The 21,742-nt window shown below is 63.1% G+C and carries 14 protein-coding genes; 4 read left to right on the top strand and 10 right to left on the bottom strand.

What is annotated here, in order from left to right; genetic code table 11:
• Positions 1 to 98: 98 nt before the first annotated feature.
• Positions 99 to 1,238 carry an FAS1-like dehydratase domain-containing protein gene (locus HS961_RS16820; protein WP_182323949.1) on the bottom strand — a complete coding sequence of 380 codons (1,140 nt, stop codon included), beginning with the start codon at positions 1,236 to 1,238 and terminating at the stop codon, positions 99 to 101.
• Between the two features lie 30 nt (positions 1,239 to 1,268).
• Entirely contained in the window at positions 1,269 to 2,825 is a 1,557-nt protein-coding gene (locus tag HS961_RS16815; protein WP_182323947.1) for an acyl-CoA synthetase, read from the bottom strand.
• 157 nt (positions 2,826 to 2,982) lie between these two features.
• Here HS961_RS16815 and HS961_RS16810 point away from each other — a divergent pair, with 157 nt between their 5' ends.
• From HS961_RS16810 to HS961_RS16800, 3 genes are all read left to right on the top strand, one after another.
• Complete coding sequence (locus HS961_RS16810; protein WP_182323945.1) at positions 2,983 to 3,765, top strand: IclR family transcriptional regulator; 783 nt, start codon at positions 2,983 to 2,985, stop codon at positions 3,763 to 3,765.
• A 12-nt stretch (positions 3,766 to 3,777) separates the two neighbouring features.
• Positions 3,778 to 4,206: a PaaI family thioesterase gene (locus HS961_RS16805; RefSeq protein WP_182323943.1), complete on the top strand. Its 429-nt coding sequence runs from the start codon at positions 3,778 to 3,780 to the stop codon at positions 4,204 to 4,206.
• 120 nt (positions 4,207 to 4,326) lie between these two features.
• On the top strand, positions 4,327 to 5,202 hold the full coding sequence (locus HS961_RS16800) for an aminoglycoside phosphotransferase family protein (RefSeq protein ID WP_327012002.1): 876 nt from the start codon (positions 4,327 to 4,329) through the stop codon (positions 5,200 to 5,202).
• Positions 5,203 to 5,600: 398 nt separating this feature from the next.
• Here HS961_RS16800 and HS961_RS16795 read toward each other — a convergent pair whose 3' ends face one another.
• Positions 5,601 to 6,068 (bottom strand): GNAT family N-acetyltransferase, encoded by a 468-nt coding sequence (locus HS961_RS16795; RefSeq protein ID WP_182323939.1) that lies wholly within the window; start codon positions 6,066 to 6,068, stop codon positions 5,601 to 5,603.
• A 131-nt stretch (positions 6,069 to 6,199) separates the two neighbouring features.
• Between HS961_RS16795 and HS961_RS16790 the strand changes: the two genes are divergently transcribed.
• The gene (locus tag HS961_RS16790) at positions 6,200 to 7,153 is read left to right on the top strand and encodes a DUF6402 family protein (protein ID WP_182323937.1); all 954 of its coding nucleotides are present in this window, start codon (positions 6,200 to 6,202) and stop codon (positions 7,151 to 7,153) included.
• 539 nt (positions 7,154 to 7,692) lie between these two features.
• On the opposite strand, the gene HS961_RS16785 is transcribed toward HS961_RS16790, so the two are convergent.
• From HS961_RS16785 to cobW, 7 genes are all read right to left on the bottom strand, one after another.
• A complete protein-coding gene (locus HS961_RS16785) occupies positions 7,693 to 10,365 on the bottom strand; it encodes a PepSY domain-containing protein (RefSeq protein WP_182323935.1) in 2,673 nt (890 codons plus the stop codon).
• 42 nt (positions 10,366 to 10,407) lie between these two features.
• Positions 10,408 to 12,594, bottom strand: coding sequence for a TonB-dependent siderophore receptor (locus tag HS961_RS16780; protein WP_182323933.1), 2,187 nt, complete (start codon positions 12,592 to 12,594; stop codon positions 10,408 to 10,410).
• A gap of 91 nt (positions 12,595 to 12,685) precedes the next feature.
• Positions 12,686 to 14,833, bottom strand: a complete 2,148-nt coding sequence (locus HS961_RS16775) for a TonB-dependent receptor family protein (protein ID WP_182323931.1) — start codon at positions 14,831 to 14,833, stop codon at positions 12,686 to 12,688.
• A gap of 270 nt (positions 14,834 to 15,103) precedes the next feature.
• Positions 15,104 to 15,610 carry a vWA domain-containing protein gene (locus HS961_RS16770; protein WP_202883120.1) on the bottom strand — a complete coding sequence of 169 codons (507 nt, stop codon included), beginning with the start codon at positions 15,608 to 15,610 and terminating at the stop codon, positions 15,104 to 15,106.
• Between the two features lie 131 nt (positions 15,611 to 15,741).
• Positions 15,742 to 16,836 carry an ATP-binding protein gene (locus tag HS961_RS16765; RefSeq protein ID WP_182323929.1) on the bottom strand — a complete coding sequence of 365 codons (1,095 nt, stop codon included), beginning with the start codon at positions 16,834 to 16,836 and terminating at the stop codon, positions 15,742 to 15,744.
• Positions 16,833 to 20,651 carry a cobaltochelatase subunit CobN gene (cobN, locus tag HS961_RS16760; protein WP_182323927.1) on the bottom strand — a complete coding sequence of 1,273 codons (3,819 nt, stop codon included), beginning with the start codon at positions 20,649 to 20,651 and terminating at the stop codon, positions 16,833 to 16,835. Before cobN ends, HS961_RS16765 begins: the two co-directional genes overlap by 4 nt.
• The gene (gene cobW / locus HS961_RS16755; protein WP_182323925.1) at positions 20,651 to 21,727 is read right to left on the bottom strand and encodes a cobalamin biosynthesis protein CobW; all 1,077 of its coding nucleotides are present in this window, start codon (positions 21,725 to 21,727) and stop codon (positions 20,651 to 20,653) included. The genes cobN and cobW overlap by 1 nt, the downstream gene beginning before the upstream one ends.
• Positions 21,728 to 21,742: the final 15 nt, after the last annotated feature.

The following is a 21,742-nucleotide window of genomic DNA, read 5'->3' as shown; positions in this document are numbered from 1 at the left end:
ATGCTGGCCCTGCGGGGCCGGCAATGGCGGCGAGACACATCGCGATGGGCGGAGCCGCCTGATCGCGAGGGCCCCGCCGCGCTGGTGGCCTGTGGTCCTTAGCTGCGCGATGGGAGCTCGATGACGCCAGAGCCGAGGACGGACAGCTCGTCGTCTTGGTTGCGCGCCTCCTGGGTGATCTCAACCAGGTGCTTGCCGTTCTCCACCCACTTCTTGGTGACATGGCCCTTGATGAACAGCATGTCGCCTTCTGGGTTGTGGCGACGGATCTTGCAATGGGCTTTGCGGAGGAAACCGTCATCACCCATCCAGTTGGTCAGATGGTGGGTGAGCCAAGAGGTACGCTCGGGGCCGTAGTCGTAGGCACCAGGGGCACCCACTTCCAGTGCAAAGTCCTCTTCCCAGTGGACACGCTCAGGGACGTCGGGGATGCCGAAGCGGTTGGTGATGCCGACACCAGGATGCGCATCAATGAGCTTCCACGCGAGCTTGTTGGCACGGATGTAGAGACCGCCCCAGCCCTGGGCATAGGCGATGAAGCCTGTGACCGTCATCGGTCCCTTGAACATCGTTGGCAGAGGCTGCCCTTCCTCGACATCCTCCCAGTAACGGGGCACGGCGCCACGCACTTCCTCATTGGCGTAGAGCTTGCATGCCTCGCCAATCTCTTCGGGGGTATAGCGTCGTGGTTGGCGCTCGCGCACATCTTTGTACTTTGTACCGACCTCCCGCGCATGGTCTCGTTCGGTACGGAAGCACCAGCTGTCCGCTTCGGCGACCTTGTCCCCTTCCTGGTTGAAGAAGTCCACGTGGTAGACCTGTTGGATGGCACGGCCGGCAAATCGGGTCTGGTGCTCGATGAGGTCCTTGAGGTAAGCCTCGGTGCGAATTTCATCGTTGCGGTTCACGTTCTTGTGCCAGGTCCAATCGGCACCGGACCACATGGCATGCACCCCGGGCAGGCCGCCCACATAACCGGAGACGATACGGCTGGTGGAGAAGAGGAAGCTCGGCAGCGCCAGAATGCCACCGTGCTTGGTTTTGGCCGCGTAATCCGGGTCGCACCACAGCGGGTTGTCATCGCCGATTCCGTGGGCGTAGTGGCGGATGTTGTCGCGGGTGGCCTCATAACACCATGGCTCTGCGGTGGCACCAATCTTTTTGCCGATGCGCTCGCGGAGGTCGTCAAGGCCTGCATCGGTGATTTTTGGGAAGGAACGTTCGGTTTGAACAGTCATGTCGTCTCCTCTTCTTTGGGTGGTAAAAAATCAGATGGTTGCCACGGGGGTGGCATCTTGTTCGCGCAACTTCTTGCGATGGACTTTCCCTGCTGGGGTCTTGGGAAGCTCTTCGACGAATACGACCTGGCGCGGGTATTCGTGCTGACTCAGCCGCGTACGGACGAGGTTTTGAATTTCTTCTATGAATGCGTCGCTGCCTGGCCGGGGCGACACGACAAAGGCCTTGACGACCTGGCCGCGTAAAGCGTCTGGCGAACCAATGGCGGCGGCCTCCCGGACATCGGGATGCTGGAGGATGGCGTCTTCGACTTCGACGGCGCCAATGGTCCAGCCCGCAGAAATGATCACGTCGTCGGCTCGGCCTCCATGCCAGAAGTAGCCATCCTCATCGATGCGCCCCAGGTCCTTCGTTGCCAACCAATCGCCGTTGCGCCAGAGCTTGAGCTCCCCCGTGACCCCCGGTTCGCAAGGCTTGCCATGGGGGTCTTGCACCTCCACCTTGAGGCCCGGAACGGGCTTGCCGAGGGAGCCAGACTTCACGGGAAAGTCAGCGGCACCCGGATAGTTGACCAGGCAGACGCCGATTTCCGTCGTGCCATACATGCTGCAGGCAGGGCGGCCAAAGGTGTCTTCGACAAAGCGCGCAGTCTCACTGTCGATGGGCTCACCGGTAAACGAAATTTTCTCGAGGTAGTAGTCGAACTTGGATGCAGCGCCGGAGTTACGCATCATTCGATAGTGCGTGGCTGCTGCAGAAATGTTGCTGAAGCGGTGCTCATCCAGCGCTTGCAGCAGACGCTCGCCATTGAACTTGCCTGAGTACGCGCCGATGGTCACGCCAAGCGCGAGCGGTGCCAATGTGCCATGCCACAGTCCGTGGCCCCAGGCTGGTGAAGACGGGCAGATGAAGCGGTCACCAGGACGGATGCCCGTGCCATAAAGCGCTGCCAGCATCAAGGTCACGATGGCGCGATGCGTGTGCTTGACAGCGTCGGGCAACTCGCGGGTTGTGCCCGATGTGTACTGGAAGATAGCCAAGTCATCGGCCTTGGTGTCACTTTCAAACGTGCTGGGCAGCGTGCGCAGGCGGGCCAGCAAGGAGTCGTCTGCGACGATGACTTCTAGGTCTTCGGCGGATGGAACCAGGGGGGCCTTCTCAGTGTTGGTGACCACCATGCGCGGCTTGCAGTCTTCAATACGCAAGCGGATGCCGTCTGGTCCGAACAAGGTGAACAGGGGAACTGCGATGGCGCCGAACTTGATGGCACCGAACATCACGGCATAAAACTCGAAGGACGGCTCGAGCATCACCGCTACGCGGTCCCCTTTACGAATGCCGCGTTGCCCAAGCAGGTGAGCGAACTGCGAAGCGGCAGCGGCCAGTTCATCAAACGAAATCTCCTGGCTGCTCCCATCTGCCCGAACCAGGATGACGGCCGTGTTTCCCTTTCCTGTATGGCGGTCCAGGCACTCATGGGCGATGTTCATCTTCTCCCGGTTGCCATCGAAAAGTTCCCAGAGTTTCTGGTTGGAACAATGCGCTTGCGCATCGGCATGCGAGGTGTAGTCGGTCAGCTTTGTCATGGTGCTTTCATGTCTCCGTCTGTGTTGGACTCACTTTGCGCCACATCTCTAAAATTGTCAATGGCGTCTATCAATTGTATTAGTACAATTAAAATAAGGCGAAGCTTTCTGCCAGAATGTGGGCAGAAAACCCTGCTACAAGGAGCGAAGAAAAACCATGGCTACAGAAGAAAAACCCGCTAAAGATGGCGCACGCATCCGCGATGTGCCTGCGGTCACAAGGGCAGTTTCCATCCTTCGTCTCCTGGGGAAAACCTCTAGTCCGCTGACCTTGAAAGTGATCTCAGAAGAGCTGGGGCTGGTCACCAGCACGGCTTTGCACATCCTTCGTGCATTGGTTGCGGAAGACCTGGTGAGCGTGGACGTTGAGACCAAGCGCTATTCGCTGGGCGTGGGCATGTTGACGCTGGCCAAGAGCGTGATTGAGCGCAATCCTTTCCCCACCTTGGTTCAGCCCATGCTCGATCAGGTGTCAGAGGATTGGGGTCTGACCACGATCGGCGTGGAGGTCTCCGGCCTGGAGCACATGGTGGTTCTTGCCCTGTCTCGATCGCACACACCCTTCAGCCTTCACGTGGATGTGGGAAGCCGATTCCCTGCACTCATCAGCGCAACGGGTCGCCTTGTTGCGGCGTACAGCGCTGCGAGCCCGAAGGAGTTGGAGCGGAAGTTCAAGGCCCTACGCTGGGACAAGGCGCCAGACTTTGAGGTGTGGAGCGCGGAGGTCGAAGCGGTTCGGAAGAAAGGCTTCAGCATCGACCGCAACAACTACATCACAGGTGTTGTGGTCATTGCCATTCCCGTGCTGGACCGTCTTGGCCGGATGACCCATTCCTTGGTCGCAGCAGGGATGGCTGAAGGGCTGTCAGTCACGCAAGGCCAGCAGGTCGCCAAACAGCTTCAGGGACATGCTGCATCACTGACGCAATTCCTGGCGTAAAGGTAGACAACCATGAATGAAAGCATCAACGACCCGTCTCTTGCAATGTCAGGTTGGAAGCAGCGTGATCTGCCGGGTTTTGTGGGAACCATTGGCCCGCTTTGGACGAAGAAGGTTGGCACTGCGTGGCGCTACGGCGTGCTCACAAGTGCCAGGCACGCCAACCCAGCCGGCATAGTCCATGGCGGCTTTCTGATGTCGTTGATGGACCATGCCCTCAGTGCAATTGCTTGGGAGCATTGCGAGCGAAAAACCTGTGTCACCGTGCAGATGGATTGCCAGTTCGTAGCCGCTGTGCACCCCGGGGCCTTTGTGGAGGCGCGTGGACATGTTGTGCGCGCGACGGCATCGCTTGCTTTTGTACAAGGCGCAATTTTTGTGGGCGACGAGTCGGTGCTGACGGGGTCGGCCGTCATGAAGATACTTGTGCCCAAGGACTAGGCGCGAAGCGATTGCAGAATCTGTGCTCAGAGGATCCTCGGCGATCGTGCCCTGGCGGACAACCAGGGCTGCAAGATTGCCGGGATGAATCACACGCGCGCATCAGCGTGACGGGTCCTTATGGCGGCAAGCCATGCAGCTTCTACGAAAATCAGAGGGATGTCCGACCTCAGCCTATTCGATGCCTACCTGCAACGCTGGAACGCACAGCCCGCTGGTAAGCCCTTTGTGACCCCTACCAGTCAGCTTCTGCCTGTGAGGCTCTCCGGGACGCAGGAAGGCCTTCTGGCGATGATCAAAATCAGCCAAAACCTTGACGAACGCATCGGCGGCCAAGTCCTTCAATGGTGGGATGGCAAAGGCGCTGCTCGCATTTATGCCCGCGACCCGGATTCAGGAGCGCTGCTGATGGAGCGGGCAACAGGCACAAAGCACCTACTGCGCATGGCTTTAGAGGGGGAAGATGACGCAGCGACTACCTGTACCTGCCTCACCCTTCGCCAACTGCATGCAAACAGACCCTCTGCGCCACCTCAAAATCTGCTGCCACTGGCGGATTTTTTTAGATCGCTAGCGCCTATGGCACAGCGGGAAGGAAGTCTGATGGCGGAATGCGCATGGGTGGCCCGTGCGCTGCTGTGTGATCAGCGTGAGCAGGTCGTCCTGCATGGAGATGCACACCATAGCAATATCCTGGACTTCGATCAGCGTGGCTGGCTTGCGATAGATCCCAAGCGCGTCAGGGGTGAACGCTATTACGACTACGTGAATGTTCTGTGCAACCCTGACCTGAAAACTAGCACTGACCCGCTGCGCTTTGCGAGGCAGTTGGCGATAGTGATCGACGTTGCAGGGCTGGAGCGTCAGCGATTGCTCAGATGGGTGATGGCCCATGCCGCCTTGTCTGCAGCTTGGTTTCTGGAGGACGGGTTGCGCACCCAGGCCAACGAGCAGCTGGCAGTAGCACATCTCGCTCAACAGGCGCTGGCGTGGTGATGGCATCGCCCAACCCACCTGCTGCCAAAGGCGGTGGCTCGGCGGGAAATACCCCGCCTGCATATCGTGCAGCGACCACAGCGCACCACCCAAGGCGGAGCCTAGCAGTAAGGTAAGCAGCAGCACCAACGCCGTCAACGCCCAAGCCGGCCACTGCCTTGATCTCGGCCAGCAACCCAAGATCAACGCCAAGCCCGCCGCAAACACCGCGCAGAAGAGGGCGATGTACTGGAAGGGATGTTTGGCGTGGTACATGAACATGCGGTAGAGCCCGCCGAACACCATCTGCAGCCCGAGAACATCACGCAGCAGCAGATAGACCGCTGAGCAGTACAAAGTCAGGCCGAAAAAGCCCAGCGCAAACACCCTGGCCGCCAGGACGATGGAGGCTGTGGATTTCATGCGGGAGGCCGCGCTACGAAGGCCTGCTTGTCATGGCCGTCAAAACCTGCGTCGGCATAAAAGCGCAAGGTGCTCTCGTCCTTGCTGCCGGTCATCAGCATGGCCTTGTAGCAGTTCTTGTCCCAGACATGCGCCAGGGCTGCATGCAGCAGCGCTCGGCCATAGCCGCGCTGCCGGTGGTCGGCATGGGTGACGACGTTCTCGATCAAGGCATAGTGCCGGCAGCCGCGCGTGAGGTTGGGGATGACCAGCAGCACACAGCTGCTGACCAACTGCGTGCCGACAAAGCCGCCCAGGTACCGATTGCTGGGATCCGCCATCAAGCCTTGCCAGATGGCTTGAACCTCCGGCTGCGGCGGGCGGGCATCGTCTGCAGGGTGCAGATGGGTGTACAGCGCGAGCAGCGCGGCCAGGTCGGCATCGACCAGGGGGCGGATGGCGAGAGGGGGTGGGGTTGGAGGCATGGCGGACGCAGTCAGAAGGGAGAAGGGCACCAGCTTATCCGGCCTTAGCTGCAGGCCTTTGAGATGAGTTGTAAAAAGCTATCGATCATATTTATTTGATAGTAGCATTGGATCCTTTTAAAGGAATTCATATGACTTACTTCAGGGAATTTCAGTCGTTGGTGGATAGTTCTGAGTTCATCCACCCGAATGCCCCCGGTGCCCATGGCGTCGCTGGATACTGCCGGGTACCCGGTCCGCTTGGAATGCACAATTTTTCCAATGTTGCCGAAAAATTTGGTGCTTTGCGGGAGATAGCCCATCCTCTTTCGCCGTCGATGATGAACGGTGGCGTGGACGACATTAATCGAATTGCCGAATCGCTAGCGTATGGGCCTGAGGATATACCCAGTACGATGCGTAAAAAAGGCTGGCATCAGGGCGCCAATCTGATGGAATTTCGGCTGAACGGGGCCGCGAAAGTAATGACAGAAGCAGCAGCAGATGGAAGTATATCTGCTGATGAGTACGGCGCCTACAGCACTGGAATAGTGACCATGGACTGGGTTGAGAGCTTTCCGAGGGCGATCAATGCCATCAATCAGTTGAAAACAATACTTAATACGCCCAAAGCGCGAGATGCGATAAAAAAACGAATTTTGGCAAATTTTGCGAATGTAGTGATTTCAGAGAAGACAAATTTAGTGATCGATAATTCCCATTTGGATATTAAGAGCTTGCACTTCAAGTGGCAATTTCAAAGGTATAGGCAAGGAAGTATATTTGAGACGCCAGATGCGCTGGCAGCCGCATTGGGAAGATTTAATGTGATGGCGGCGATTCGTAAAGCGGTGGTGGCAGACGGGTTTATTTATATTTCGGAAGTCGAGATTTATATCAGAGATGTCTTTGATTTTTCAGGCTTCCAGTGGTTGGCCTGTTGGACCGAAAGCGAGGTCTATCGGCTTGGGGTGGCCCCGTTCTGCAGTATGTTTACCAATGGTTCATTAAGAGATTATAGAATCAAAAGTGGAAGAGGAATGGATTTCTTGGTATTTTCTGACTCTAGAGTTGATCAGGTGGATATTTCGTTTTCAATGCTATGAAGCCACTTAAAATAGCGATATTTCTTCTGATGTCAGCTGCTTTTGTTTCATATAACTGGCTTAAAATTTATGAAAAAAGAAACGCGATTTTAATTTCTGAATATCCATCGGACGATGGTCGGTATATTGCAAAACGATATCTATTGCGAGAAATTGTATTGAATTTTGATAAGCTATATATGGTGCGGATCTACGATAATGAAAATGGTCTTATGATCATTCAGTACTCTGCATATAATGATTATTTTCCGCGTCCCCACTGGATATGCCCGAAGGGAGCCTGTGAGCAGTTTATGTGGGGGGATGAAGCGCAGCATCTCATCCGCATCCCGCCGACTTGGTGGGACAGGTTGAGGACGCAGCTTCCATAGGCTCTGCAGGTCCGGTCCTAGGAATATCAAGTTTTGTGCAACCAGAGGACCGTAGGTTGAGCGAGCACCGTCAACCTAAGGCGCAAGAAAAAAGGGCAGTGCTTAAAAGCACTGCCCTGTTTGCGTCTAGTTTTGGGTGTGGCGGTCGGCCCGCCAGGGCCTCGCCACTCAATACACATCCCGCCGATACCGCCCCTCGTCAATCAACGCGTTCAGCCCTTCTTCGCCCAGCAGCTCGGTCAGCGCCTGGTCCACCCCGGTGGCCATGCCGTCATAGCTGCCGCAGACGTAAATGACGGCGCCACGGGCCAGCCAGGCTTTGAGCGGTTCGGCAGCGGCGCGCAAAGCGTCTTGCACGTAACAGTGCGGGCCTTGCCCAGCGGCCTGCACGCGGGCATCACGGGCGTCGCGCGAGTACGCGTAGTCGGCGCGCTCGATCTGGCCATGCGCCTGCCAGACGCAGACCTCGTCTTCGGCATAGGAGTCATGGGCGCGGCGGCGCTCGCCAAAGACCAGCCAGTTGTCGAACTGGCCCTGGGCGATACGGTGGCGCAGGTGGCCGCGCAGGCCGGCGTAGCCCGAGCCATTGCCCATGAAGATGGCGGGCCGCGCATCGCCGACCAGCGGCGCAAAGCCGGGGTTGTCGACCAGGCGCAGCGCGATGCTGCTGCCCAGCGCCGCATGCGCCGTGAGCCAGCCCGACGCCAGGCCCAGCTGCGGGGCAGCACCTGGCTGCTCGCGCAGGGTTTGGCGCACATAGAGGCGAATGCGGCCATCGGCCGGCAGGGAGGCCAGCGAATAGCTGCGCGGGGCCAGCGGATGCAGCTGGTCGGCGACGGCCTGGGCCGATGTGGCAGGGGCCGAGAGCGTGGGCAGCTCGGAGGCGCTGAGCGCATCGCGCAAGCTGCTGGCGCTGCCGCGCCATTGCACGGCTGCGCTGCCATCAAGCTGCTGCGCCTGCAGCCAGGCATCGACCTGGGCGGGCGCGTGTGCGGCCTTGACCTCGACCAGGCCACCGGCCTGCCATTGCAGCGCTTGCGCAGGCGCAAAGGCCAGCTCCACCTGGTAGAGCGGCTGGCCGCTGCTGCCGGGGTTGAGGTGGTGGCGGCTTAGCAGCTGTGCGGGCAGGAAGAGGGCGTCGGGCGCATCGGAATCGGCCACGCTGGCAGCGGCGTTGTCTGCCGCTGTGGCGGGTGCGGCGTTCACGCCCCAGTGCGCGGCCAGGGCCTGCAGCCAGGCTTGCCAGGCGCTGTCGTCTTCGGCATCCATGGTGATGGGCGCAAACACGGGCTGGGCGCCTAGGCGCTCCAGCTGTGCAGCCAGCCCCAGGCCAAAGCCGCAGAACTGGCTGTACTGGCGGTCCCCCAGGGCCAGCATGCCAAAGCGCTGGTGCGCCAATGGCGTGCCCTCGGCCTGCTGCAGCAGGCGCGCCAGGCGGCGGGCGCTGTCGGGTGGCTGGCCTTCGCCAAAGGTACTGGCTACCCAGAGCAGCTGGCGCTGCGGCTGCAGCTGGGCCATGTCCAGATTGGCGGCGGGCAGCAGTTGCGCGGCCAGGCCGGCGCTGCGCAGGCGCGCGACGGTGCGCACGGCCAGTTGCTGGGCATGGCCTGCCTGGCTGGCGTAGACCACGGCAATGCTGGCGCCGGTGTTGGCACCGGTAGCGGGGCTGGGCTGCGGGCCATCGCCCTCCAGCAGCGCGCGCTGGGCCTTGGCGGCGGCGCGGGACTTGCGGCGCCGCTCCAAATACAGCAGCCAGCCGGTGATGGCGAACAGCGGCATCATCAGCGCCGCAACGGTGACGATGATGCGGCCCGTCATCCCAAAATAGGTGCCGGTGTGCAGCGGGTAGATGGCGGCCAGCGCACGGCGGCCGGCGGGCAGATCGGCAAAGCGGTCGTCGCGCTGCACGCTGCCGTCCAGGCTCAGGCTCAACTGGTTGCGTGCCCGGTCATGCGGGGCATCGGCGCCCCACCAGCTGAACTGCACGGGCTGGTCGGCGCGCTGGGGCAGGCGCATCTGCGCAAACTGCCATTGGCTGGCCAGCTGCGTAAAGCCTTGCCAGGCAGGCTCCAGCGTAGCGGGCTCGATATTCAGTGGCGGCGCCTTGCGGGCGGCCTCTTGCGCGGCCGATTGCTCGGCACGGGCCGCTGCGCGGGAGGGCGCGCCCATCCAGCGGTCCACCGGCGCACGCACCGCATCAAAGGCCCAGTACATGCCGGTGAGGGTCAGCATCACATAGACCACCAGCACCCAGGTGCCGGCGACCGAGTGCAGGCCCCAGAGAAACGGCCGGCCCTTGCGCCGCACATTGAAGGTGAGCCAGCTGCGCCAGGACAGTGGCTTGGCCGGCCAGCGCAGGTACAGGCCCGACAGCGACAGCAGCAGCAGGCACAGCGAGAGGCTGCCGGTTATCGGCTTGCCATCGTCGCGCGGCAGCAGCAGCCAGCGGTGCAGACGCTCGTTCCATTCAAAAAACTCGCGGCCGCTTTGTGCCGGCAGCTGGGCGCCGGTGTAGGGGTTGAGGTAGACGCTCTGGCCCCGGCGCTCACCCTTCTCCGGCGCAAAGGCGAGCTGGGCGCTGCGCCCGGGCTCGGCATACAAGGTAATGCGGTCGATACGGCGCTGCTCACCGCTGGCCCGCACTGCCGCCAGCAGCTGGGGCGGCGTCAGCGCCGCGCTTTGCTGCACCGGCACGCTGGCGGTCCCCGGGTTGGCCCAGTCCAGCACTTCGTCCTGGAAGGAATAGGTGGCGCCCGTGAGGCCAATGACGATCAGCACCGTGCCTGCGGTGATGCCGATCAGCCAGTGGATCTGGAACCAGATATTTTTAAAACTCCACATGCTCGTCTTTGTTGTCTTTTGATTTTGTCGGACTGCTCAAGCTTAGAAATCAACGACCGCGCGCAGCACGGCCTGGCGGCGCTCACCCAGGGACACATAGATGGGGCTGCCCGAAGAGCTCACATAGTTCTTGTCGAACAGGTTCTTGACGTTGAGCTGCAGCTTGACGACGCGGCCGCTCCAGGGGCGCTCCCAGCTCACAAAGCTGTCGGCCACGGTGTAGCCGGCGTTGTTGAAGCTGTTGGCGGCATCGCCCGCGCGGCGGCCCACATGGCGCAGGCCGGCGCCGGCACGCCAGCGGCCACTGCTGCTGGCGGCAAAATCATAAGCGGCAAACAGCGATGCGGTGTGGCGCGCCACATTGGCCAGGCGGTTGTCCTGGTATTGCGGGTCGTCGGTCACGGCGGCATCGGTGTAGGCATAGGTGCCAATCAGCTGCCACTGCTTGCCCAGGCGGCCAGCGGCATCCAGCTCCAGGCCGCGCGAGCGGGCACCGCCCACGGCGCGGGCATAGCTTTGGCCGTCGATGGTCTCGTTCACCACCACATTGCGCTTGCGGATGTCATAGAGCGCAGCGGTGGCGGTGATACCTGCGGGCGACTCCCACTTGGTGCCCAGCTCCCAGGCCTTGGCGGTCTCGGGCGGCAGGGTGCCGATGACGCTGCCAATGCTGCTTTGCGGCTTGAAGGATTCGCTGTAGCTGCCGTAGATGGACCATTCGCTACTGGGTTGCCAGACCAGGCCGGCGCGCGGCACAAACTTGCTGCCGTCCGCCTCGCTGCCGACCACAAAGGGCCGGCCCTTGCCGGCGATCTGGTCGTAGTGCTGCCAGCGCCCGGCCAGCTGCAGCAGCCACTGGGGCGACAGGCGGATTGAATCCTGCGCAAACAGTGCCTGCTGGCGGATCTTGTCGCTCTGGGCGCTTTGCGCCTCGTCAATGCTGGTGGCATTGGGCAGGTTGCCGTAGACCGGGTCGTAGACATTGAAGCCGCCGCTGTTGCTGCCCCGGATGATGTCGCGGCGGAAGATATTGCTGTCCTCGGCGTCGAAGCCGGCCAGGATCTCGTGCGTCATGCCGCCTGCTTGCAGCTTGCCTTCCAGGTTGATCTGGCCCACATGCTGCTGGCTGAGCGCGCCGCGGGTGCCATCGGGCCGGCGCGTGAGGATGCCGGTGGTGGGGTTGAGCGACACCGGCCGGGCCTGGTAGTCGTCATAGCCATTGCGGTTGTAGCTGTAGGCGGCGTTCAGCTTCCACTGCGAATTCAGGCTGTGCTGGGCCTGCACGGTGAAGAAGTCCGAATCGCCCAGGGTGCGGTTGTAGGCCTCGTCCAAGCGCTCGCGGCGGTCGGTGGCCACCGGGCGGCCAGTGCGGCTGTCGATCACCGTGCCCCGGTCAAAGGGCTGCTCATAGTCGGTGTGCTCGTAGGACATGCGCACATAGGTGTCGCGCCCATACCAGGCCAGAGACGGGGCGATGACGGTCTGGCGGTTTTTGCCAAAGTTGCGCCAGTAGTCGACATCGCTGGTGTCGGCGATAAAGCGGTAGGCCAGGCCTTGCTCGCCGATGGGGCCGGTCAGATCGACCGAGGCACCGCCGCCGCCGTAGCTGGACAGCGAGGCGCCTACCTGGCCGGCAAAGCTGAGCTGGGGCTTTTTGGTGACCATGTTGATCACGCCGCCTGGGTCCATGGTGCCGTAGAGCACCGAGCTGGGGCCCTTGAGCACTTCGACCCGCTCGGTCGTGAAGGTGAGGTTGCGGGCCAGCACGGTGCGGATGCCATCGCGCAGGATGGAGCCATCGCGGTTAAAGCCAAAGCCGCGCTTGATCACCGCATCTTGCGTGCCGCCCAAGGTGTTGGCCTGGGTGATACCGCTGACGTTGTAGAGCGCCTCGTCGATGGAGCGCACCTGCTGGTCCTGCAGCACCTGGGCGGGTACCACGGCAATGGCCTGGGGCACATCGCGCAGCGCCGCATCGCTGCGGGTGGCGGTGGTGGCGCGCTTGGGCTGGTAGCCGATTTCCTGCGCTTTTTCTTGCACGATGACCTGGGGCAGCACGGCCTCGGCGGCCGGGGCGGAGGCTGTTACGTCGGGCGCGGCAGCATCGGGCGCGGTTTGGGCGGCTGCAGGCCAGACGGCGATGGCCAGCGAGATCGCCAGCGGGATGGCGCGGAGGCAGCTCAGCGGGTGGAAGGAAGCGGAGCGGGCGGAGGTGCGGGAAAGGGTCATCAGAGGGTCACAAAACAGGCAGGGCCATCGGCAAAAAAGACCCGCATCAGGTGCTGCGGGTCTTGTCATATGAAGGCCAGGTATGGGGAGATCAGAACGCGTAGCGGCCCTGGACGTAGAAGGTGCGCGGCGCGCCGACCATGCGGCCGGGGTTGCCGTCGACATTGCGGGTGTAGTAGCGGTGGTCGGCGATGTTGTTCACGCCGACCATGATTTCGCTGCCCTTGTACTGCGGAACCTTCCAGCTGACCTGGGCGTTCCACAGGCGGAAGCCCGGGATGCGGCCCACATTGGCATTGGCCGATTCGGCCTCGGTGTTGGCCAGGTCCGAGTACTGCTTGCTCTGGTGCGTGCTCGACAGGTTAAAGCCCCAGGCATCGCGCTCATAGCGCACGCCGACGGTGTCGGTGTTGCGGGCGTAGAAAGGCACATCGAGCCCGGCGGTGGTGCCGGATTTCTGGATCGCCTTGGTGTAGGTGTAGTTGCCGTAGACGGTGGTGCCCGCCAGTGCGCCGGCCTTGTCAAAGCTGTATTCCAGAGCCAGCTCCAGGCCCTGGTGCTTGGTGGCGCCGATATTGGCAAAGGTGACGGGCACAACGCCCGGTGTCTGCAGGATCTGGTTGTCAAAGCGCAGGTCAAACACCGTGGCTTCTGCGCGCCACTGCTTGTCTTGCCAGCGGGCGCCGAGCTCCTTGGTCTTGGCCACTTCGGGGCGCAGCGGGTTGGCGGCAGTTTGCGAGTTCAGCTGGATGTTCTGCACCGGGCCGAACGAGGTGGTGTAGTTGGCAAACAGCGTGAGGGCCGGGTTGAACAGGTAGGACACACTGACGGAGGGCAGCCACTTGTTGTTGCGCGTGTCAAAGCTTTGGCCGCCGCTGCGGTCATCGCGCTCGGACTTGATGTGCTCAAAGCGCACGCCCGGCGTGATGCGCCAGGCGCCGATGGCGATGCGGTCATCAATATAGCCGGCATGGGCATCGGTGGCGTTGTCGAACGAGGTAGTGGCGCCCATCACGTTGGTGGACAGGTTCAGCAGGCTGCTGTTGTCGTCACCGCGCTCGCGGATGAAGCGGTAGCCCACGGTCACATCATGCGTGCTGTTGCCCAGTGCAAAACGCTGGGTGTAGCGGGGCTCGATGCCCAGGGTCTGGTAGTTGCGCGGCTGGTAGTTGATCTGGGTCTGCGCGGCATTGATCAGGCGGCTGGAGCGCGAGCTGTCGTTGTAGTAGGCGCGGATCTCGAACTCCTGCGTGTCCGACAAGGTGTTGATATAGCCCAGGTCCAGGCCCTTGCGCTCGCCGTCCCACATGTCGGTGGGGCGGGTGTTCTGGAAGGGGTTGGCGTTGTACTGGGCCACCGTCAGGCCGCCAGGCGTGTTGGAGCGCACATCGTAGTAAGACAGCTTGCCGTAGACCTCGGAAGTACCCGACAGCGCATAGCGGAACTTCAGCGCCACATCGTTCAAACGCTCATCGCTGTCCTTGCGCCATTCGGAGCCCGTCATGCCCGAGTACAGCAGTGCCCAGCCCAGGCCGTTGTCCAGTTGCGAGCCCAGGAAGGTGCTGTAGAGCGTGTTGTTCTCTCCCCCCTTGCCAAAGCCGTTGTAGCGCATGGTCACATCGCCAGTGATGTCCTTGCTGGTGGGGATGGCTCGGGTGTTGAAGTTGATGATGCCGCCCACGTTTTGCGGGCCATAGCGCACTGCGCCGCCGCTGCGCACTACATCGATGGATTCGATATTGGCCAGGCTCACCGGGGCAAACGACAGCTGGGGCTGGCCGTAGGGCGCCACGGCCAGCGGCACGCCATCGAGCAGCACGGTGGAGCGGGGCGAGTAGCGGCCGGTCAAGCCACGCACGCCGATATTGAGCGACACCGCGCTGCCTGCGGTGCCGGAGTTGTCGCTGCTCTGCACGCCGGGAATGCGGCGCATCACATCACCAATGCTGGAGGCGCCGCTGTTCTCGATCACGTCCTTGTCGACGATGGTGCGGGCACCGGCAAAGGTCTTGAGCTGGTTTTGCAGACCGCTGCCCAGCAGATCGCCTGAGACCTGGATAGTCTCCAAGGTGCTTTCTGCCACTGGCTCCTCATCGGCAGCCGCAGTCGCCGCTGCATCGGCCGTCTGGGCCAGCACGCTGGCAGCTGGTGCCAGGCTGATCAGAACGGCTGCTGTTATCTGGCCGAGGGCTGGACGGGGGCCCGATGGCTTGCGCGAAGTGCTGGTGGATGCGGACATGGTGAAGGCAGCAAAAAACGAGGCGGGCACAGTACAACGGCGCCAGCCAGGGGCGCCGCAGCGAGGTTTGCCAGGGGATTGGTGTTAGGAATGAGAACGAATTGTATTTAAAAGCGGGGCGAGTCATGCACGATCCGCAGCGTTTGCGCTTTAAAAACACCGATCCAGTGTGAATGCCTACTTGTGGGCTATGTCTGTATGTTGCTTTGGGGCAACTGCGCGGGCCATCTCCCTACTGGCAAAAGGGTGCCGGGCAGGGCCGGCGCTGGATCAGGCTTCGATCCATGCTGCCTGCCATTGGCTGGCCAGGCGCTGGCTCAGCTGCAAGGGCAGGCCGCCCTGGTCAAAGCCGACGACGGTGATCTGCTCGGCGCAGCTGGGGCGCTCGGGCACCTGGGCAAAGCGGCCGTCGCTGAGCAGCCAGACGCAGGCATGCACGGGCCCCTGGCGGCGGGCGCGTTGCAGCAGGCGCTCCAGCAGGGTGATGGCGCTGGCCAGCGGGCTGCCGCCGCCGCCCGCAATCGGGCGAATCCAGCCGTCATTCAAAGCCTGGGCCTTGGCCCCTGCCTGGATCACATAGGCGCTGTCGCCGCTAAAGCCCAGCACGCAGAGCCTGTCACGCTGGCGGTAGGCCTGCTCGGCAAGGGCCTGCAGGTAGCCCTTGGCGCGGGCGAGCTGCTGGCCGCGCAGCATGGAGGCGGAGGTATCAAGCAGCACGCAGTGCATCAGTTGCGCACCTGCTGGTTGCTTGCGGTAGCGCAGGTGCGGGCGCGCCAACTTGGCCTGGCCTTTGGCGGCCAGGCTGCGGGGCCAGTCGATGCGGTCGCTGGCCGTTGCCTGCCGGCGGCCGGCGCGCTGCGTGCTCTGCGCGCGCCCCAGCTTGGCCTTGCCGGCCAGGCTGAGGCGCGTCAGGCTTTTTTTGCGATAAAGGGCCGCAGGGCCTTGACGGGTTCGATGCCGGTGTGGCGCGGCGCGGCCATGCCGCCCCAGCTATCGGGCTGGCTGTGGTTGGTGTTGCTGCTGCTGGCTGCATCGGCCTTGCTGGCTTGTGCCTGGTTGGGCGGTTGCCGCTGCGGTTGCTGCTGTTGGGCTTGTTGATCGTTGGGATCGTTGACCTGGCCACTGGGCGATGGCGGTTGCGCCGCATCGGCGCTGCGGCGGTGGGCCAGTGCCAACTCAGCCACGGCCTGCACATCGGCCAGGCTCACCTTGGCATGGCCCGCCAGCGCTGCCTGGGCGCGGGCAGCGCGCAGCATCACCAGGTCGGCGCGCACACCTTCGGCACCGGATTGCTGGCACAGCTGCGCGACGGCATCAAAAATGGCATCGGGCCAGACGACGCTGGCCAACTGCTGCCGTGCCGCGGCAATCTGCGCGCGCAACTGCGTCTGGGCCTCGGCATGCTGGGCGCAGAACTGGGCCGGGTCTGCGTCAAAGGCCATGCGGGCGCGCACGATGCGTTTGCGCGTGTCCACATCAGGCACATTTGGCAGGCGCACAAACAGGCCAAAGCGGTCCAGCAGCTGCGGGCGCAGCTGGCCTTCTTCGGGGTTCATCGTGCCGATCAGCGCAATGCGCGCGGCATGCTGGTGCGATACGCCATCGCGCTCAATGCGGTTGGTGCCGCTGGCGCTGACATCGAGCAGCAAGTCCACCAAGCCATCGGGCAGCAGGTTGACCTCGTCCACATACAGGATGCCCTGGTGCGCCTGGGCCAGCAGGCCGGGGCGGAACTGCACGGCAGAGGATTGCAGGGCGGCTTCCAGATCGAGGGCGCCTTGCAGCTGCTCCTCGGTCGTGCCCAGGGGCAGGTTCACAAACTGGCCACTGGGCAGCAGCTCGGCCAGCGCGCGGGCGCTGGTGGATTTGGCGGTGCCGCGCGGGCCTTCCACCAGCACGCCGCCCAGTTGCGGATCGACCGCCAGCAGCAGCAAGGCCTGCTGCAGCGCAGCCTGGCCTTCAAGGGCGCTGAACGGAAAATGCAGATCGTTGGGGGCGCTCATCGCATCTCCAGCAGGTGTTCGGTGTCGAGCAAATGGGTCTCCAGCAATTTGGGGTAGTCGCCGGGCTCTTGCCACAGGCCGCGCTGTATGGCTTCAAGCAGGCGCTCGCACATGCCGTGGAAGGCCTGCGGATTGTGCTGCTGCATAAAGGCGCGCGTGCTGGCATCGGCGACAAAGGCATCGGTGACGCGGGCGTATTGGTCATCGCGCACCACGCGGGCGGTGGCATCAAACGCGAAGAGGTAGTCCACGGTTGCGGCAATCTCGAACGCGCCTTTGTAGCCATGGCGCTGCACGCCTTCGATCCACTTGGGGTTGGTGGCACGCGAGCGCACCACGCGGCTGATCTCTTCTTGCAGGCTGCGCATGCGTGGCGACTCGGGGTTGCTGTGGTCGCCAAAGTACATGGCCGGTTGTTGGCCGCTGTAGTGGCGCACGGCAGCCGCCATGCCGCCCTGGAACTGGTAGTAGTCGCCGGAGTCGAGCACATCGTGCTCGCGGTTGTCCTGGTTGTGCAGCACCATCTGCATCTCCGCCAAGCGGCGCACAAAGGTCTCGGGCACATTGCTGCCTTCGTCTTGCTGGCCGTAAGCGTAGGCGCCCCAGTTGCGGTAGGCCGTTGCCAGGTCCTCGTCGCTTTGCCACTGGCCGCTGTCGATCAGGCCTTGCAGGCCGGCGCCATAGCTGCCGGGCTTGGCGCCAAACACGCGCAGGCCCGCTTGGTGGCGCGCCTCTTTGGCGTCCATGCCCTGTTGCTGCAGCTGCGCGGCCTCGGCCAGCACCCGGGCGCGGATCGGGTTCTGCGCGGCGTCTTCGTCCTCCAAGGCCGCCACCTTTTGCACGGCGGCATCGAACAGGCGGATCACATTGCTGAATGCGTCCCGGAAAAAGCCCGAGACGCGCAGAGTCACATCCACCCGGGGCCGCCCCAGCACATGCAGCGGCAGCACTTCAAAATCGCTGACCCGCCAGCTGCCATCGGCCCAGGTGGGGCGCACACCCATCAGCGCGAAGGCCTGCGAGATATCGTCGCCACCAGTGCGCATGGTGGCCGTGCCCCACACAGACAGGCCAATGGTGACGGGGTATTCGCCATGCTCCTGGGTATAGCGCTCCACTAGCAATTGGGCAGATTTGAATCCCATGCCCCAGCTGGTTTGCGTGGGGATGGCGCGCGTATCGACCGAGAAGAAATTGCGGCCGGTGGGCAGCACATCGGGCCGGCCGCGCGTGGGCGCGCCGCTGGGGCCCGCTGGCACAAAGCGCCCCGCCAAGCCGCGCAGCAGTTGCTGCAGCTCTTGCGGGCCACAGGCGGCCAGGCGCGGGCGCAGATCCTGCTGCACCCGGCGCAGCACGGCCTGGGTGTGGCCGTCGGGCAGCTCGGCCAGTGCGGGCGGCAAGGCGGCGTCGGGGGCCAGGATCTGCAAGGCCAGCAGCTCCAGGCGCTCGCGTGTGTCGCCGTGGTGGCGCCAGGGCTGGTCATGCAGATCTTGAAGGTCTTGAAGCAGGGCCGGGCGCGGGCCGGTCCAGGCAGCGGCCCAGTCGGCATCGAGCGGGTCAAAGTCCAGCCCCAGGTCGCGGGCCATGGCGCGTACCAGGCTTTGGTTTGCGCCCTTGCCGTCGCCAACCGGGTGGCGTGCCAGCGCGAGCAAGGTGTCGGTCTCCAGCCGGCCGGCGGGCGAGACGCCGAAGATATGCAGGCCGTCGCGGATCTGGCTCTCTTTCAGCTCGCAGAGGTAGGCATCGGTGCGGTTGAGCAGTTGCTGCTCTTCCTCTTCGCCGCCGGGGGCTTGCAGGCCCAGGTCCTGGTGCAGATCGTGCTGCACGATGTGGGCGAGGATCTGCTGGCGCAGGATTTGTGCGCGCTTGTGGTCGAGGGTGGCGGCGTCGTAGTACTCGTCCACCATGCGCTCCAGATCGCGCGTGGGCCCGTAGCTCTCGGCGCGGGTCAGGGGGGGCATCAGGTGGTCAATGATCACGGCCTGGGCGCGGCGCTTGGCCTGCGTGCCTTCGCCGGGGTCATTGACGATAAAGGGGTAGAGGTGGGGCAGGGGGCCGAGCACCAGATCGGGCCAGCAGTTGGCCGACAGGGCGACGCTCTTGCCGGGCAGCCATTCGAGGTTGCCATGCTTGCCCACATGCACCATCGCATCGGCCTGCCATTGGCTGCGCAGCCAGTGGTAGAAGGCCAGGTAGTAGTGGGGCGGCACGAGGTCAGGGTCATGGTAGGCGGCCAGCGCATCGAGCTGGTAGCCCCGTGCCGGCTGCACGCCCACAAAGATCTGGCCCAGGCGCAGACCGGACACCATAAAGCGGCCTTCGCGCAGCATTGGGTCCTGCGCGGGCGCGCCCCAGCGCTCGGTGATGGCCTGCTGGTTGGCGGCTGGCAGGGTGTTGAAGTACTGCAGGTAATCCGCCAGGCTCAGGCTTTGCCAGGCGGCACGCGTGGCCCAGGAATCGGGTGCGTTGGTGATGCCTTGCTGCAGCAGCTCCATCAGCGCCTGGCTGTCGGCGGGCATGGCATCGACGGCATAGCCATCGGCCGCCAGCGCGCGCAAAATTTCTATGACGGAGGCGGGGGTATCCAGTCCCACCCCATTGCCGATGCGGCCTTCGCTGCTGGGGTAATTGGCCAGCACCAGGGCCAGGCGCTTGTCGGCATTGGGCTTGCGGCGCAGCTGGCACCAGCGCTGGGCCAGCTCCACGACAAAGCCCATGCGCTCGGGGTGGGCCTGGTACTGCACCACATCGGACTGGGTCAGATCGCTGCGGTGCGACAGGCCCTTGAAGCTGATCGCCCGCGTGATGATGCGGCCATCGACCTCGGGCATCGCCACATGCATCGCAATGTCGCGCGGCTGCAGGCCATGGGTGCTGTCCAGCCAGGTCTGCTCATTGCTGCCCGACAGGATCAGCTGCAGCACGGGGATATCGCCGGCCAGTGCATGGTCACCGGGCGTATCGAGCGACGATTGAGAAAAGGCGGTGGTGTTGAGGATCAGCGCCACCCCTTCGCTGGCGCAGAGCGCCTGCAAGGCGGCCAGGCAGCTGGCATCTTTGAGCGATTGCAAGGCCAGCGGCAGCGGGTTCATGCCCTGGGCCAGCAAGGCCTGGCAGAGGTCGGCAAACACCTGGGTGTTGCCCGACTGCAGATGCGCCTTGTAGAACAGCACCATCACCACCGGCGCGCCGGGCTGCCACTGCAGCGGGCCGGGTTGCTGCCAGGTGGCGACCGTGGCCTCATCACTGCTGGGGTGGTACACGGCCACCGCCGGCAAAGGGCGCGGCGGCAGTGCCGCATGCGGTCCACCCAGCAGGCCGTGCCAGACAAAGCGGAACAGCTCGCGCGCATTGGCCAGGCCGCCTTCGCGCAGGTAGCGCCACAAGGTGCGGCAGTCCTGCTGCGGCACGGTGCTCTTTTGCAGCAGGTTCAGGTCCTCGCTGCTGTCGCCGGAGAACATGGCCAGCGCAATCTTGTGGGCGCGGCACAGCGACATGACCCGCTCGGTGCCATAGGGCCAGTAGCTCTCGCCGCCGAGATGGTCGATGATGATGAGCTTGGCATGCTGCAGCACCTCATCGGCATACAGATCGACCGATGCAGGCTGGCGCAGGTACATCAAATTGGCCAGCCGCACGCTGGGCAGTTGCTCGCCATCCATGCCGGCCCGCAGCTGCTCATAGGCTTGAGCGAGCAGGGCCAGGGTGGTGTCTGCGGCGCTCAGGATCACGATGTCGGCGGGGCTTTGACCCAGGCTGGAGACAAAGGCTGCGTCGTCGACAAAACCACCGGGCTGGACCGCGAGCAAATGCATCAGAGCGCTCCGACCGGGCTGGCGGCGAGCTGGGCGCGGATGGCGGACTCGTCCAGGTCATGGCCGATGAAGACCAGGTGGCTGCCGCGCTTTTCATCGGCGCGCCAAGGGCGGTCAAAGTAGCTGTCAAAGCGCTTGCCCACGCCATGCACCACCAGGCGCATGGGCTTGCTGGGCAGGGCCACAAAGCCCTTGATGCGGTAGACGGTTTGCTGCGCGACCACATCGGCCAGCTGGGCCAGCAGTGCTTCGCGGTCCACCTCGCCCAACTGCACGACGACGGAGTCGAAATCGTCATGGTCGTGCTCGTCATGCACATGGCCGGCTTCGTGCTCGTGGTGGCCCTTGCGCGATTCGATGCTTTCTTCGGACGCGCTGGACAGGCCCAGCACGACATCCAGGTCGATACGGCCATGGTCGGCGGCGACGATCTTGACGGCGGGCGGAATGTCTTCGCGCACCAAGGCTTCAACGGCAGCGCGGTCGGCGGCGCTGGCCTGGTCGAGCTTGGTCAGCACCACCAGGTCGGCGGACACAAGCTGGTCTTCAAACAGCTCGTGCAGCGGCGATTCATGGTCGAGGTTTGGGTCTTGCTTGCGCTGCAGATCGACGGCGGCGGGGTTGGCGGCAAACTGGCCGGCCGCTGCTGCGGGCACATCGACCACAGTGATCACCGCATCGACGGTGCAGGCGTTCTTGATCTCGGGCCAGTTAAAGGCCTGGACCAGTGGCTTGGGCAAGGCCAGTCCGCTGGTCTCGATGAGGATGTGGTCGATATCGGCACGGCGCTCAATCAGCTTGCGCATCACCGGGTAGAACTCTTCCTGCACGGTGCAGCACATGCAGCCATTGGCCAGTTCATAGAGCTGGCCGGCCTGCTCGACACCGTCGTCATCGCAGCCAATGCCGCAGCCGCGCAGAATCTCGCCATCAATGCCCAGCTCGCCAAACTCATTGACGATCACCGCAATGCGGCGACCATTGGCGTTGGACAGGATATGGCGCAGCAAGGTGGTTTTGCCGCTGCCCAAAAAGCCGGTGACGATGGTGGCTGGGATCTTTTTGCTGGTGCTCATGAGAGATGTCTCCAA

Origin of the sequence: Comamonas piscis, assembly GCF_014109725.1 — a bacterium.
GTDB lineage: Bacteria > Pseudomonadota > Gammaproteobacteria > Burkholderiales > Burkholderiaceae_C > Comamonas > Comamonas piscis.
The sequence above is the reverse complement of the archived record's forward strand: the minus strand, read 5'-3'. Positions and strand labels throughout refer to the sequence as shown.

What these genes read in the sequence shown, in the direction of transcription:
- HS961_RS16820 (WP_182323949.1), bottom strand. Translation starts at nt 1,238, where the DNA reads ATGACTGTTCAAACCGAACGTTCCTTCCCAAAAATCACCGATGCAGGC.
- HS961_RS16815 (WP_182323947.1), bottom strand. Translation starts at nt 2,825, where the DNA reads ATGACAAAGCTGACCGACTACACCTCGCATGCCGATGCGCAAGCGCAT.
- HS961_RS16810 (WP_182323945.1), top strand. Translation starts at nt 2,983, where the DNA reads ATGGCTACAGAAGAAAAACCCGCTAAAGATGGCGCACGCATCCGCGAT.
- HS961_RS16805 (WP_182323943.1), top strand. Translation starts at nt 3,778, where the DNA reads ATGAATGAAAGCATCAACGACCCGTCTCTTGCAATGTCAGGTTGGAAG.
- HS961_RS16800 (WP_327012002.1), top strand. Translation starts at nt 4,327, where the DNA reads ATGGCGGCAAGCCATGCAGCTTCTACGAAAATCAGAGGGATGTCCGAC.
- HS961_RS16795 (WP_182323939.1), bottom strand. Translation starts at nt 6,068, where the DNA reads ATGCCTCCAACCCCACCCCCTCTCGCCATCCGCCCCCTGGTCGATGCC.
- HS961_RS16790 (WP_182323937.1), top strand. Translation starts at nt 6,200, where the DNA reads ATGACTTACTTCAGGGAATTTCAGTCGTTGGTGGATAGTTCTGAGTTC.
- HS961_RS16785 (WP_182323935.1), bottom strand. Translation starts at nt 10,365, where the DNA reads ATGTGGAGTTTTAAAAATATCTGGTTCCAGATCCACTGGCTGATCGGC.
- HS961_RS16780 (WP_182323933.1), bottom strand. Translation starts at nt 12,594, where the DNA reads ATGACCCTTTCCCGCACCTCCGCCCGCTCCGCTTCCTTCCACCCGCTG.
- HS961_RS16775 (WP_182323931.1), bottom strand. Translation starts at nt 14,833, where the DNA reads ATGTCCGCATCCACCAGCACTTCGCGCAAGCCATCGGGCCCCCGTCCA.
- HS961_RS16765 (WP_182323929.1), bottom strand. Translation starts at nt 16,836, where the DNA reads ATGAGCGCCCCCAACGATCTGCATTTTCCGTTCAGCGCCCTTGAAGGC.
- cobN (WP_182323927.1), bottom strand. Translation starts at nt 20,651, where the DNA reads ATGCATTTGCTCGCGGTCCAGCCCGGTGGTTTTGTCGACGACGCAGCC.
- cobW (WP_182323925.1), bottom strand. Translation starts at nt 21,727, where the DNA reads ATGAGCACCAGCAAAAAGATCCCAGCCACCATCGTCACCGGCTTTTTG.